At 61.9% G+C, this 14901-nt stretch carries 10 protein-coding genes; 7 read left to right on the top strand and 3 right to left on the bottom strand.

The window, feature by feature from the left end; translation table 11 throughout:
• The first annotated feature begins 38 nt into the window (after positions 1-38).
• From LCQ44_RS01180 to LCQ44_RS01165, 4 genes are all read left to right on the top strand, one after another.
• On the top strand, positions 39-4478 hold the full coding sequence (locus LCQ44_RS01180) for an acyl-CoA dehydratase activase (RefSeq protein ID WP_161145274.1): 4440 nt from the start codon (positions 39-41) through the stop codon (positions 4476-4478).
• Positions 4462-5151, top strand: coding sequence for a TetR/AcrR family transcriptional regulator (locus LCQ44_RS01175; RefSeq protein WP_117848032.1), 690 nt, complete (start codon positions 4462-4464; stop codon positions 5149-5151). The genes LCQ44_RS01180 and LCQ44_RS01175 overlap by 17 nt, the downstream gene beginning before the upstream one ends.
• A gap of 196 nt (positions 5152-5347) precedes the next feature.
• The gene (locus LCQ44_RS01170; protein ID WP_161145275.1) at positions 5348-7990 is read left to right on the top strand and encodes an ATP-dependent Clp protease ATP-binding subunit; all 2643 of its coding nucleotides are present in this window, start codon (positions 5348-5350) and stop codon (positions 7988-7990) included.
• 214 nt (positions 7991-8204) lie between these two features.
• On the top strand, positions 8205-9662 hold the full coding sequence (locus LCQ44_RS01165; protein ID WP_225093847.1) for an aminoacyl-histidine dipeptidase: 1458 nt from the start codon (positions 8205-8207) through the stop codon (positions 9660-9662).
• A gap of 127 nt (positions 9663-9789) precedes the next feature.
• Here LCQ44_RS01165 and LCQ44_RS01160 read toward each other — a convergent pair whose 3' ends face one another.
• The 3 genes from LCQ44_RS01160 to LCQ44_RS01150 form a co-directional block, all read right to left on the bottom strand.
• Positions 9790-11094 carry a type II toxin-antitoxin system HipA family toxin gene (locus LCQ44_RS01160; protein WP_138113147.1) on the bottom strand — a complete coding sequence of 435 codons (1305 nt, stop codon included), beginning with the start codon at positions 11092-11094 and terminating at the stop codon, positions 9790-9792.
• Positions 11095-11097: 3 nt separating this feature from the next.
• Entirely contained in the window at positions 11098-11568 is a 471-nt protein-coding gene (locus tag LCQ44_RS01155) for a helix-turn-helix domain-containing protein (RefSeq protein WP_204986976.1), read from the bottom strand.
• A 120-nt stretch (positions 11569-11688) separates the two neighbouring features.
• Positions 11689-12273, bottom strand: coding sequence for a manganese efflux pump MntP (locus tag LCQ44_RS01150; RefSeq protein WP_161145277.1), 585 nt, complete (start codon positions 12271-12273; stop codon positions 11689-11691).
• Between the two features lie 374 nt (positions 12274-12647).
• Here LCQ44_RS01150 and disA point away from each other — a divergent pair, with 374 nt between their 5' ends.
• The 3 genes from disA to ispF are packed head-to-tail and all read left to right on the top strand — an operon-like array spanning position 12648 to position 14900.
• The gene (gene disA, locus LCQ44_RS01145) at positions 12648-13688 is read left to right on the top strand and encodes a DNA integrity scanning diadenylate cyclase DisA (protein WP_369796797.1); all 1041 of its coding nucleotides are present in this window, start codon (positions 12648-12650) and stop codon (positions 13686-13688) included.
• Complete coding sequence (ispD, locus tag LCQ44_RS01140; protein ID WP_035137545.1) at positions 13688-14416, top strand: 2-C-methyl-D-erythritol 4-phosphate cytidylyltransferase; 729 nt, start codon at positions 13688-13690, stop codon at positions 14414-14416. The genes disA and ispD overlap by 1 nt, the downstream gene beginning before the upstream one ends.
• On the top strand, positions 14406-14900 hold the full coding sequence (ispF, locus tag LCQ44_RS01135; protein ID WP_006234975.1) for a 2-C-methyl-D-erythritol 2,4-cyclodiphosphate synthase: 495 nt from the start codon (positions 14406-14408) through the stop codon (positions 14898-14900). The genes ispD and ispF overlap by 11 nt, the downstream gene beginning before the upstream one ends.
• Position 14901: the final 1 nt, after the last annotated feature.

The raw sequence follows: 14901 nt of genomic DNA, 5'->3' as shown, positions 1-14901 counted from the left end.
TATATCTCTAGCGGGAAAAATGCGAGAGACGGAGCATTATGGCGTTGCTAGTAGGACTGGACGTAGGGTCGACGACGACCAAAGTTTACGCGATGCACGAGGATATGACCGAGGCGTGGTGGGGATATCGCCGCCACGGGGCGTGTCAGACAGCGAGCGTGCGCGCCATGCTCGGCGAGCTCGCCGAGCGCTTTCCCCATGAGTCGCTGCGCGTTGCGGTGACCGGCTCGGGTGCGCGCGATATCGCGACCGCGCTGGGCGCCTCGTACGTTCAGGAGGTGGTCGCCAACGCGCTCGCGATCAGCAGGTTCTATCCGCAGACGCGCTGCGCCATCGAGCTGGGCGGCCAAGACGCCAAGATGATCTTCTTCCGCACCAACGATAAGGGAGACATCGAGGTTGCCGACATGCGCATGAACGGCTCGTGCGCAGGCGGTACCGGTGCATTTATCGACGAGATGGCAAAGCTCATGGGGGTCGGCACCGAATCGGGCGAGTTCGAGCAGCTCGCAAGCCGGGGAACGACCGTCCACGAGGTCTCGGGCCGCTGCGGCGTGTACGCAAAGACCGATATCCAGCCGCTGCTCAACGAGGGCATTCCTGCCACCGACCTGGCGCTTTCGGCGCTTCACGCGGTCGCCCGCCAAACGATCGGCGGTCTGGCCCAGGGTATCGACATCGAGCCGCCGGTAATCTTCGAGGGCGGTACGCTCGCCTACAACCCCACACTGGTCCGCGTGTTCCGGGAGCAACTGAATCTATCGGACGATCAGGTTATCGTCCCGCGCGATCCGCAGATCATGGTCGCGCGCGGTGCCGCCCTGTCGCTGACCGACATGTTCGCATCGTCCCAACCGATCGACCTTCCCGACGCTTTTGTCCGGCTGGATAAGCTCGAGACGGTCGCGCCCGCAAGCGGGGAGGGACGTCTTGCCCAGCCCTTTTTTGCCACACCTGCCGAGCAGGCGGATTTTACGGCACGCCATGGCAAAGAGACGCCGGCAAAGGGTCCGGATGCGTATGCGCCCGGAGAGACGGTGCGTGTGGCGCTCGGTATCGATTCGGGGAGCACGACGACCAAGTTCGCCCTGGTCGATGAGGCGGGTGAGCTTGTCGATTCGTTCTACGCGTCTAATAACGGCAGACCGCTCGACGTCGCCCAACAGGGTCTTGTCAGCTTGAAGAACCGCTGGGAGACAGCGGGAGTCACGCTTGCGATCGATGCCGTGGGCACCACGGGATACGGCGAGGAGCTTTTCGCGCGCGCGTTCCACGCCGACTACCATACGGTCGAGACGGTCGCGCACGCCCGCGCCGCGTGCGCATGCGTTCCCGATGCGACCTTCGTGCTCGACATCGGCGGACAGGATATGAAGGCCATCTGGCTCAACCACGGCGTGCTGACCGATATCGTCGTCAACGAGGCGTGCTCTGCGGGCTGCGGCTCGTTCCTCGAGGGTTTTGCCAAAAACCTCGGAATAGCCGTTGAGGATATCGCGACCGAGGCATTTTCGTCCAAAGCCCCCGCCGTTCTCGGCAGCCGCTGCACGGTGTTCATGAACAGCAGCGTCGTTTCCGAGCAGCGGCGCGGTAAGGGTCCGGGCGACATCATGGCCGGTCTCTGCCGTTCGATTATCGAGAACGTGTTCACCAAGGTCATTCGCGTTTCAAATCTCAACCGTCTGGGCGACAAAGTCGTCGTCCAGGGCGGCACGTTCCGAAACGACGCGGTGCTGCGCGCATTCGAGCAGTATCTGGGCAAACCCGTCACGCGTGCGCCCCACCCGGGGCTGATGGGCGCTATCGGTATCGCCCTGCTCGCGCGCGAGGAATGCCGCAAGGGCGACGCCGGCACGTCGTTTATCGGGCTCGATGCCGTGGAGCGCTTCGAGCATCGCGAGTTCGGCGGCGTTACCTGCCGTCGGTGCAACAACCGCTGCCAGCGCGCGGTCGTGGCATTTGGCGACGGCTCGCTTTACGTCACGGGCAATCGCTGCCCGCGCGGCGGCGCCATCTCATGGGATGAGCTCGTGCGCGAGGTTCCCGCGGCGGAGGAGCTGCGTCCGCAGGGTGCTTGCGAGGCACAGGCACCCGGCACGGGGCGCGACCGGACCGCGGCTGCCCCCAATCTCTTTGTCGACCGCGAGAAGCTGCTGTTCGAGTCGTACCCCACGGTTCTCGTCTGCGGGGGGCGCGATGTCACGATCGGCATTCCCCGTGTGCTCGAGTTCTGGGACACCATGCCGTTCTGGTCGACGTTCTTCAGCACGCTCGGCTTTAAGGTGCGCGTCTCGGGACGCAGCACCAAGGCGATGTACGAGCGCGGTCTGGCGCACGTCACATCCGACACCGTGTGCTTCCCGGCCAAGCTCGTCCACGGGCACATCCGCAATCTCGTCGACGCCGGCGTCGACCGCATCTTCATGCCCATCATCACGACGGTGCCCACCGAAAACACCGCCTCTACCAGCGAGTGGATGTGCGCCGTCGTAAAGGGATACCCCTACGTGATGCGCAATTCCGATAACCCGGAGGAGCGTTTCGGCGTTCCGTTCGATACGCCGCTGTTCCACTGGTACGACGAGGGCGACCGAAACCGCCAGCTCAAGGCGTGGTGCAAGGAGACCTTCGATATCGATGCCGACCTGGTTGCCAAGGCGACCGAGCAGGCGGACCGCGCGCAGGAGACGTTTGAGAACCAGCTGCAGCTGCGCGGCAGGCAGGTGCTCGAGAACGTGCGCGAGGACGGCGGCTACGCGGTGGTGATCGCTTCGCGCCCGTACCACAACGACCCGCTGGTCAACCACGGGCTGCCCAAGCTCTTCTCTGAGCGCGGCATCCCCGTGCTGACGCCCGATGCGGTGCCGGGGGTCTGCAACGTCGATCTTTCCAACAGCCGCATCGACATCGTGAACAACTACCATGCGCGCATGCTGTCGTGCGCGGTCATCGTCGCATCGACGCCCGAGCTCGAGCTCGTGCAGATGGGCAGCTTCGGCTGCGGCCACGATGCGTATCTCACCGACGAGATCGCGCGCATGATGGGCGAGATGGGCTCCAAGGTTCCGATGATGATCAAGCTCGATGAGAGCGACGTCGCCGGTCCCATGGGCATTCGCGTGCGTTCGTTTATCGAGTCGGTCAACCGTCGTCGCGCGGAGGAGCGTGCCGAGGGCGCCCGGGTGCACGCGGTCCATCCGCTCGACGACCCGTATAAGGTCAAGTACACCAAGCGCGACCGGCACGACAAGATCGCGCTGGTCCCCAACACCTCCCATGCGTTCTGCAGGCTCATGACCGCGGCGATGCGCAATCAGGGCGTGCGCGCCGAGGCCCTTGATATCGGGCGCGAGGATGCCATCCGCCTGGGCAAACGCTATGTGCACAACGACATCTGCTTCCCCGCGCAAATCGTGATCGGCGAGGCGCTCGCGGCACTCAAGAGCGGTAAGTACGACCCGCACGACGTCGCCGTGGTGACTGGCAAGTATATCGGCGACTGCCGCCTGACGCACTACATGCCCCTGCTGCGCCGCGCGCTCGACGACGCGGGATACGACTATGTCCCGGTGCTCACCAACGACGACGTCGATGCCCACAATGCGCATCCGGGCTTCAAGCTCGGCCTTGGCCCGAGCATCCAGATCGCCTACGGTCTTCCCATGATCGATGCCCTCGAGGCCATGCTTAGGCGCATCCGTCCCTATGAGCTCGAGAAGGGCGCGGCGGACGCTGCGTTCGACCGCGCGCTCGATGAGGTTATCGAGGGCATGGAGCGCTCGGGGCTGAGAGGCCAGGCGACGGGCTTCAAACGCGCGCTTGCGATCATGGACGCCGTTCCGTACGACCGCTCGAACCCGCATCCGACCGTTCTCATCGTGGGCGAGTACCTGCTCAATTTCCATCTCGGCGCCAACCACGAGATCGAGCGCTACCTCGAGGACAACGGGCTCGAGGTCATCGAGGCGCGCATGACCGACGTGATCCGCAAGACCTATTTCTACAAGCATGCGCAGTCGCGCGAGTTCCACGTCGACCTGTCGCTGCCCGAAAAGGCCTGGTACGCCACGGCGGACAACCTGTTCGAGCTCGCGCACGACCGTTGCGACCGCCTGGGCGCGGCGAGCCCGCTCTACGAGCCGCCGACGCGCATGCCCGAGCTCGTGCGCGCGAGCGATAAGATCCTGCACCATACGTTCGATGCGGGCGAGGGCGTGCTGATTCCGGCGGAGATCCTCGAGCACGCCAAGCGCGGCTGCCGCAACTTCGTGATCCTGCAGCCGTTCGGGTGTCTGCCCAACCATGTCGTGGGGCGCGGGCTCATCCATGCGCTCAAGGAGCAGTATCCCACGGCGCAGTTCCTGCCGCTCGACTACGATCCCGACGTGAGCTTCGCCAACGTGGAGAACCGTCTTCAGATGCTCATCATGAACGCCAAGGCGCAGGGGTGCGGTGAGGCGCATGGCGAGACCGCGTAAGGACGCCGATGCGCCCGATGCACGCACCCGTATCATCGAGGCGTTTTGGGAGCTCATCGAGAACAACAGCATCTTCGAGCTGTCGGTTGGCGAGGTGACCCGCGCCGCCCAGTGCAATCGCGGAACGTTTTACTACTATTTTCACGATTTCGATGAACTCGTCGCCATCGCCATAGCCCAGCTGCTGCAGGATAACGAGCTCATCACCGATGCCCTCTGGCATTTTTCGAGCGAGGGCGACCTTTCGGCGTTCGACCGGCGCGACGTCCGCTGCCTGCTGCGGCGCATCGTCATCACCATGAGGGCGGGTGCCGCCGAGCAGGTCGAGCAGGGCATCCATACGATCATCATCGACCGCGTGAGAGAGATCGTCCACCCCGACGGAGAAGAGCTCAAGGCAGATTCGAGCTTTGCGGTGGGCTTTCTGGTCTCGGGCATCATGGGCTTTGTGATGGCGGTCGGCTTTGCCCGGGAGGGCGGCGAGGAGATAGACCTCGAGCAGCTGGGGGACAGCGCGTGCGCGTACCTGAGGGCGGTCGCCATGCAGACGGTTGAAACGGTCGCGCAAGTCGAGGGCGTCGATACATCCGAGCTGCTCGAACGCGTCTCCAAGGAGGCCGATGCCTATCGCGCATCGCGTGCGACGAGTCCCGACGTGGTGAAAGACGTCTAGGGTTTCTCTTGCGGGGCGCCCGTCGCGCATCGCGCGGTGAGTCCCGCGATGCGGTCATAACCTGCATTCATGTGAGCCGGGTTTATAGATATTCCTCCAGCTGTTAACATATACTCCATATGGGTAAAGAGACCAAAGCGCTGCCGCGGGGCGGCGCTTTGCGTTTGAAAAACTAGCTCGTCTAAGAGGAACTAGCATGTTAGACCGTTTTACCGATCGCGCGCGCAAGGTCATGTCCATGGCCAAGCAAGAAGCGCTCGATCTTCACTCAAATAAGGTGGGTACCGAGCACCTGCTGCTCGCACTTGCCAAGGAGGACGAGGGCATCGCTGCCGAGGCGCTGCGCTCGCTCGACATCTCCTACGATGACATCATGGATACCCTCAAAGAGGTCCAGACCACGGTCCCCGAGCCCAGCGAGGAGACCGAGGCCGCCAAGCTCGCCTTTACGCCGCTCGTCATTAGCGTGATGGAGCGCTCCTTCCGCGTGGCGCGTGAGAACAACCAGACCTACGTGTCGACCGAGCACTTGCTGATCGGCATCGTCGAAGAGGGCAACGGCATGGCCATGGACATCCTCATGCGTCTGGGTGTGTCGTCCGCCTCCATCAAAAAGGCTATCGAGAAACTCACCGCCAAGGACCAGGACAAGAAGCGTCCGCTCGCCGGTGCCGGTGCCGGCCGTCCCGGTGCGGGCCTGCCGTTCTTTAGCGGCTCGGATGCCTCTCAGCAAAAGGGGAGCGGCACCGACACGCTCAAGCAGTTCGCCACCAACCTTACGCAGAAAGCACGCGACGGTGAGCTCGATCCCGTGATTGGTCGCGAAAAGGAAGTCCAGCGCATGATGGAGATCCTTTCGCGCCGCACCAAGAACAACCCGCTCATCCTGGGCGATCCCGGCGTGGGCAAGACAGCTATCGTCGAGGGCCTGGCGCAGCAGATTGCTGCTGGCAATGTGCCCGAGAATCTTATGAACCAGAATATCTGGACGCTCGATCTGCCGGGTCTTGTCGCGGGTGCCAAGTATCGCGGTGAGTTTGAGGAGCGCCTCAAGAACGTGATCCAGGAGGCGACCGAAGCCGACGACGTTATCTTGTTTATCGACGAGATGCACACCATCATCGGTGCCGGCTCTGCCGAGGGCTCCATCGACGCGAGCTCCATGCTCAAGCCCGTGCTCGCGCGCGGTGCTTTCCAGATCATCGGTGCCACCACGGCCGAGGAGTTCCGCAAGTACCTCACCAAGGACCCGGCCTTCGAGCGTCGCTTCCAGACCATTGATGTCGAGGAGCCGAGCGTCGAGGACACGGTCAAGATCCTGACCGCGCTCAAGCCGCGCTACGAGGAGCACCACCATGTGCGCTATACGCAGGGTGCTATCGAGGCCGCCGCGAACCTTTCCAACCGCTACATCCAGGATCGCTTCCTGCCCGATAAGGCCATCGACCTCATCGACGAGGCCGGTGCCCGCGCTCGCATCGCCGCGAATCGCGCGCCCGAGCCGGTGCGCGAGGCCGAGCATCGTATAGAGGAGCTCAAGGCCGCCGCGCAGGAGGCCACCGAGAGCGATGACATGAACAAGGCCGCCGAGATCACCGAGCAGCAGAAGGCCGCTGAGATTGAACTCGCCGAAGCCAAGGCCGCCTGGACCGCCGAGCTCGACGCCAGCCCGCTCACCATCGACGTGAGTCAGATTGCCGACATCGTGTCCGTGACCTCTGGCGTGCCGGTTTCCTCGCTCACCGAGAGCGAGAGCCGTCGCCTGCTGCAGACCGAAAGCGTGCTCAAGACCCGCATTATCGGCCAGGACGAGGCCGTCGAGGCCGTCGCCAAGGCCGTGCGCCGCAGCCGCTCGCCGCTCAAGGACCCGCGTCGTCCCGGCGGCAGCTTTATCTTCCTGGGTCCCACCGGCACGGGCAAGACCGAGCTCGCCAAGACGCTCGCCGAGTACCTCTTTGGCAGCAAGGACGCGCTCATCAGCTTCGACATGTCGGAGTTCGGCAGCGAGTTCGAGGTCTCCAAGCTCATCGGTAGCCCTCCGGGTTACGTGGGTCACGACGAGGGCGGTCAGCTTACCAAGGCCGTTCGTCGTCACCCGTATTCGGTCGTGCTGTTCGACGAGATCGAGAAGGCGCACCCCGACATCTTCAACATCCTGCTGCAGGTGCTGGAGGAGGGCCGTCTGACCGATAGCCAGGGCAAGACGGTCGACTTCCGCAACACCGTGATCATCATGACGTCTAACGTGGGCGCCCGCGAGATCGCGCAGGATGCGAGCGTGGGCTTTGGCACCACCGGTGAGCAGGGTCTCACGTCGAGCGAGATCAAGGGTCGTGCGATGGGCGAGCTCAAGCGCCTGTTCCGCCCCGAGCTGCTCAACCGTATCGACGATATTGTGGTGTTCCAGAAGCTCTCGGGCGAGAACCTGACTAAGATTGCGCACCTGCTGGTGGACGATCTGCGCCAGCGCCTGATCGCAAACGGCATGAACATCAAGCTTACCGATGCGGCCTACGACAAGATTGTGGCGGAGGGTACCGACCTCACCAACGGCGCGCGTCCTCTGCGTCGTGCCATCCAAAAGCTCATCGAGGATCCGCTGTCCGAGGAGCTGCTGGCCGGCGAGTGGGGCGAGGGCGATACCGTCCTGTGCGACGTGGCCGATGGCAAGTTTGTCTTTAGCCACGGCACGGGTGAGATCCCGGCGCCGCGTCCGGCGGGTGCGCTCGGGGGCGATGCCGCTCCGGCGGCGCCGCACACCGGCAACGCTGCTCCTGTGGGAGGCGGCGTGACCTCGGGCCCCGGCGGCATGATGCAAGCCGGCTCTGGTGCGCTGTAGGGCGTGGCGACAATTTGATACGCGCAATCGAGGCGCTCCGGAAAGGGCGCCTCGATTTGTAGAGCTGCGGAAGTTGTGACCGTTACGCTATACGGTCCACCGTTAGCCGATGATGCGAGGGCGCTCGGCGTTTTCGACTGGTTTATGCACGCAAAGTCTGGGAATATACAAGTCGCATGTCTTACTGTCTAACCAGTTGCGCCAAGGAGGCACCATGGACTACAAGATTACCGGCTACGAGCCCGCCCAGCTGTTCCATTTCTTTGAGGAGGTCAGCGCGATCCCCCGTGGGTCTGGCAACGAGAAGGGCATCAGCGATTTCCTGGTCGCGTTTGCCAAGGAGCGCGGTCTCGATGTGTATCAGGACGAGGTCTACAACGTCATCATTCGCAAGCCCGCATCTGCCGGCGCCGAGAATGCCCCGACCGTGATGCTGCAGGGTCACATCGACATGGTGTGCGACAAGCTGGGCTCCGTCGAGCACGACTTTACGACCGATGGTATCGACCTGGTCGTCAAGGACGGCGTCCTCACCGCTAGCGGCACCACTCTGGGCGCCGACAACGGTATCGCCGTCGCTCTGATGCTCACTGTTCTCGATGACGATTCGATCGTTCACCCTGCCCTCGAGTGCGTATTCACCACCGATGAGGAGACTGGCCTGGTCGGCGCCGAGACGCTCGACAAGTCCCAGATCAGCGCTCGCACCATGATCAACCTCGATTCCGAGGAGGAGGGCGTGGCTACCGTCAGCTGCGCCGGCGGCGTCGTCGTTACCTACACCTGCCCGATCGTGCGCGAGCACAAGACCGGCAGCACCCTCACGCTCGAGATTTCCGGCCTGCTGGGTGGTCACTCCGGCGCCGACATCAACCTGGAACGCGGCAACGGCAACCTCATCATGGCCCGCATCATCGACCGCCTGATGGTTGCCGGCGAGCCCGCCATCGTTAGCTTTAACGGCGGCACCAAGGACAACGCCATCAACCGTGAGTGCAAAGCTGTTCTGGTCTACGCCGACCACGCTGCCGCCGAGGCCGCGGCCCAGATCGCAAAGGGCATCATCGCCGACGTCACTGCCGAGCTCGAGGTCTTCGACCCCGGCTTTACCTGCACCGTCGAGATTGCCGACGACGCCGAGGTCGAGGCCATGGACCAGAAGTCCGCGCTTGCCCTCATCCGCGCCCTGCGTCTTGCCCCTAACGGCGTGATTCGCCGCAACGTCGCCACCGACGGCTCCGTCGAGGTTTCCTCCAACATCGGTGTGGTTGCCACTTCTGACGACGAGGTCAAGATCATGCTGTCCCCGCGCTCCTCGATCACCTCGCTGCAGAACGAGTTCAAGGACCGCCTGCAGACGCTGGCCGATGTCTTGGGCTTCGACGCCAAGTTTGAGTTCGAGTATCCCGGCTGGAGCTATGCCGAGCATTCGCCGGTCCGCGACGTCTTTGTCGAGAGCTATCGCGAGCTCTTTGGCTCCGAGCTGCGCATCGAGTCCATTCACGCCGGCCTTGAGTGCGGCCTGTTTGCCGAGGCCCTGCACGGCCTGGACGCCATCGCCGTGGGCCCGACGCTCTCCGATGTCCACACTCCGGACGAGAGCATGGAGCTTGCTTCTGCCGAGCGCTTCTACGAGCTGCTCATCGACGTCCTCAAGCGCCTCGCTGCGTAAAGGTTGCGCTAGCAGCAGTTCGAGCCACGTGCTAGCGGATTGCAAATGACATTACGAGAGGGGACATCCGAGCTTTTGCGACGGGTGTCCCCTCTCTTTTGTTTGATAATTTCGAAATTAAGGCCACCTAGTCCATTTCTGCCTTGATGAGGTCGAGGGTGCGCTGGCAGTTTTCGCGGACGGGGCCGAGCATATGCTCGCGCAGGTCCGCCATGCCGGGCAGATCGGCGTATTCGTCCATGACCTCTTCCATGCAAATGGGCACTTCGTAGGCGAGGTCCATCATGGTCGCAAAGCAAAACTTCTCGGATAGCCCGGCATCGGTAAGCGCCGCCTCCAGCACGGGGTCGCCCATACCGTGGTATCGGCGGATAGCGCCTGGACCGATGCGCCCCACACGATTTTCGCCGCCAACGCTCATGGCAAGGCGCGCCCGGCGGCGCATGCGCTCATACGCCAAACCCGACGCGACATCGTACATTCGAGCCATCATGGCTGCGCCGTCGTTTCCAAGGAGCAGGGAATAGTTTTTCGCGTGCGCATCCGGTGCGCCGATAATGGCGTTGAAGAACAGTATCTGCGTAAACAGATACAGGTTAAGTTGATGGTGGCTCGTATTTACGAGGAGCTCTTGAATGTCGCGGGTGGTCGGGCCGCCGTCTGCTGTGTACTTTTGGGCGGGCATCACCCCAAGTGCCTGACAGAGGTCTTCTTGATGTAGGCGCCTGATCATTCCGTCTTCGACTTTCACGCGGTCATAGCGCTCAACAATGAGGGCAGGTTCGTCCTCAAACATACGATATTCGACGTTTGCCGTTGCGATACCGGCGCGCTGGGCGCTTTTCATGCAGACAAACTCATTGAGAGCCTCGAGTTTAAATCCGATAACGCCATTTTTGAAAATATGCGTTGTGGGCGAGGAGCCCATGCATTCGCACCAGCGGCCGTTTATGAACGCGAGCGCGAACTTGCCCTGGTTGCCTCCAAGTGACCAACTTTCATCTAGACCCATCCACGATGCATCGCGGTCATCTCTGATCGACTTGAGACGGAGAGCAATTTCGTGGTCGTCTATAGGGCGGTAGTCGCCAGCGCGATGCAGGACGGCGTCGGCATCTTCTTCGGCACAAAACTGCACTCCGCCCGGACAGTCGAGTCCGATATGGCTGAGCAACGCAACGGGATTGTTGGGCCTAACGTTGAATTCGGCGGCAATCGCTTTTCGTTGGTCCTCGCTGTCGGGTAGAAGGCCGAACAAGTACGGATTCATGACCTGTTGGCCGTATGTGCGATTTGATACGGGTATGTTGGTCGATAGGGTTGGCCCGTCATAGTCATGATCGTAGGTAAAGCTGATAAGACCGTTCTCATCTTGCGTGAGCGTTCCCGCAGGTACGCCGCAAATAATGGTCCGAAGTGATGTTCTGGCCATTGGCTATTTCCCTTCGGGCTTGGTTTGGTTAGATGCGTTTGCGGCAATCGAGACTCCGAGATTGGACATGGCGAAATCGGCGAAGGCCCTGTCGTAGAGCTCGGACGTAAAGGGGACATCTGCGAGAGCCGGAACGGCTGCGCTGCGACGGTTGCGATGGTGAAAACGTTGAGCGTGATGGCGCCTGGGGGTACTACGAGGTTGCAAATCAGCATGCGGGGCGTCGACTGGTTGCTCGTTTTTCGATTCGTCGATATCCCCTTGAGCGGCGAGCGCCAGTCCAAGAGCACCGAAAACTGCCAGCAGCTTGTCGAGCCGAATGCCCGTGGCATCTCCCAGCTCGAGCGATGCGAGCAGGCGCTCCGAAACACCGGCTTTTTTAGCGAGGACGGCACGGGTGATCCCTTGCGCCTCGCGTGCCTGACGCACGTAGGTGCCAGCTTGGCGCGGTGTGGTGATGGGAAGGATATCCACGGCGATCTCCTAACGTGCAGACTTTTGCATATCAGTATGACATGCAAAAGTCTGCATGAAAAGGCCTCATGCAAAACTCTGCATGAGGCCTCATACGGACGTTTAGTTTTGAAGGGTGTTTTACAGCACCAAAATCCCCAGGTGCTCCAGCAAAATCTTGAGGCCGATGAGGATGAGCACGACGCCGCCCACGATGGTGGCGGGTTTTTCGTAGCGCTCGCCAAAGGTGTGGCCGATCGCTACGCCGGCGACGGAGAAGATAAACGTTGTGACTCCGATAAGCGATACAGCGGGAACGATGTCAACCGAGAGCGCAGCAAATGAGATGCCCACGGCCAGGGCGTCGATTGAGGTGGCGATAGTCAGAATCAGGTACTCACCCAGGTCAATCTTTTCGGCATCCTTGCCGTCGCTCTCGTCCTCATCCTCGTCTTCGGTAAAGGCCTCCCACAGCATTTTGCCGCCGATAAAGGCCAAAAGGATAAAGGCGATCCAATGGTCGATGGGTCCGATGATGCTCATGAATTGACTGCCGAGCGCCCATCCGATTACGGGCATGCCGGCCTGGAAGCCGCCAAAGAACAGGCCGAGCACTACGGCGACCTTAAGGTTGATCTTCTTCATGCCAAGGCCCTTGCAGATGGATACGGCAAAGGCGTCCATCGAAAGGCCGATAGCGAGCAATACGAGCTCTGCGAGTCCCATAGTCTGGCTCCCTTTCTGCGGGCGGGCCCGCGTGTACCTCTTGGGGGAGTAACAAAAAAGACCCGTGGCGTACGCGTTGTGCGCACAGCCACGAGTCTCGTTCATTAAGGCAAGCCAGACCGCATCGGCCAGTATGTTGACTTGCCGCGCCACCGGAGGCGAACCTGGTCACGCGACTACTCCCTCATTTATGCGAATCCCGATGCTGCCACATAAGCAGCTCATTTGGATTGGGGCTCTCAGCTGTGTTCGCTCATTCTGTAAGCATCGGATTTTGCGGGCGTCACAGGGGCAAACCGTGAGAAACTTATTGACGTTTATGGAGCGTATACGATGGGAGCGATGCCTTGGATAAGAACGAGCTGCAAAAGCGTATGGAACAGGCCATTCGCCTGACGGCACCTGGCCAGCCGATCCGCACCGCCCTCGACATGATCATTGCCGGTCACCTGGGTGCCCTTATCTGCGTCGGCGACACCGAAAACGTGCTCGCTGCCGGTAACGACGGCTTCCCGCTCAACATTTCGTTTACCTCGAACCGCCTGTTCGAGCTTTCCAAGATGGACGGTGCCATCGTTATCGATGGCGACCTCACCCAGATCCTGCGCGCCAACTTCCACCTCAATCCCGATCCCTCGCTTGCCACGAGTGAGACGGGCATGCGTCACCGTACTGCCGCTCGCATGTCGGTGCTCACCGACGCCATCGTGATCTCGGTTTCGGCTCGTCGCGCCGTCGTTAACGTGTACGTTCACGGCAAGAGCTACGAGATCCAGCCCGTCACCACCATCATGAGCTCGGTCAACCAGCTCGTCGCCACGCTCCAGACTACCCGTCAGTCGCTCGACCGCTCCCTGCTGCGCCTGACGGCCCTCGAGCTCGACGACTACGTCACGCTCGCCGACATTACCGGTATTTTCTCGAGCTTCGAGATCATGCAGCAGGCAAAGACCGAGCTTAAGGATTGCATTGTCAAGCTGGGCAACCAGGGCAAGCTCGTGCAGATGCAGCTCGAGCAGCTCGCGGGCTCCAGCATGGATACCGAATACGACTTGATGATCCGCGACTACGCAAGCGATTCCTCCGAGGCAAACGCCGAGAAGATCCGCGCCGAGCTGAGCCGCATGACGCCTAAGGACCTGTCCGACCCGCAGCACGTGGCGGCAGTTCTGGGTTACGACGACCTGGACGAGGACTCCGTCATGACGCCGCTGGGCCTGCGCACGCTTTCGCGCGTGTCCGTCGTGCGCGACGGCGTGGCCGAGAAGATCGTCGACGAGTACGGCTCGCTGCAGGAGCTCATGGACGACATCAGCGAGGATCCGGAGCGCTTGGGCGACTTTGGCGTCAACAACCCTGCCATTCTTGCGGACTCGCTGTACCGCATGAAGGGCACCAAACAGGGGAACGCATAATGGCGCCCGTATGCGCCGTGGTCGTTGCCGGCGGCAGCGGCCAGCGCTTTGGAAATCCCGGCGGCAAGCAGCTCGTTAATGTGGCGGGCCGTCCGCTCATGAGCTGGTCCATCCGCGCGTTCGATCGTAGCGATAAGGTCGGCCATATCGTCGTGGTTTGCCCTGCCGAGCGCCGTGCCGAGATGCGCCGCCTGGCCATCGACCCGTTTGACTATGACACGCCCATCAGCTTTGCCGATGCCGGCGATACCCGTCAGGATTCCACCCGTGCCGGCGTGCATGCGGTTCCGGCGGGTTTCGAATATGTCGCCATCCACGACGGCGCTCGTCCGCTCATTACGACCGAGGCCATCGACCACGCTATCGACGTGCTCGTGAGCGACCGTGCCCTCGACGGTGTCGTGTGCGGTCAGCCCGCGATCGACACGCTCAAGATCGTTGACGGCGATAATATCGTCGAGACGCCGCCGCGTGAGCTCTACTGGGCAGCGCAGACGCCGCAGATCTTTAGCGTCGATGCTATGAAGCGCGCCCACGCTGCAGCCATTGCCGAGGGCTTTATCGGTACCGATGATTCGTCGCTGGTCGAGCGCATGGGTGGGCGCGTCCGCTGCGTCCAGAGCCCACGCGATAACCTTAAGGTGACGGTGCCCGAGGACCTGCGTCCCGTAACCGCGATTCTGCTTGGCCGCATGGCCGAGGGAGAGGACCTTCCCCATGTTCAGTAACCTGCGCATTGGCCATGGCTACGACGTTCACCGTCTGGTGGAGGGGCGTCGATGTATCATCGGCGGTGTCGACATTCCCTACGAGCGCGGCCTGCTGGGCCACTCGGATGCTGATGTGCTCGCGCACGCCTTGGCCGACGCCATTCTGGGCGCCTGCCGCGGGGGAGACATCGGCAAGCTATTCCCCGATACCGACCCTGCCTACGAGGGCGCCGACTCGATGGTGCTACTTGCCCGCGTAATGGACTATGCGCGTGAGCTGGGCTTTGAGTTTGTCGATGCCGACTGCACCATTGCCTGCCAGCAGCCTAAGATCACCCCGCATCGCGATGCCATGCGCGCCAACCTTGCCCATGCCCTGGGCGTTGACGTCGAAAACGTGGGCGTCGCCGCCACTACGACCGAAAAGCTCGGTTGGGAAGGCCAGGGCGAGGGAATCGGCGCCTGGGCCGTTTGCCTGCTACAGAAAACCGTTAAGGAGTAAC

The sequence above is a fragment of the Collinsella aerofaciens genome (assembly GCF_020181355.1).
GTDB lineage: Bacteria > Actinomycetota > Coriobacteriia > Coriobacteriales > Coriobacteriaceae > Collinsella.
This window is presented reverse-complemented; position numbering and strand designations above follow the sequence as displayed.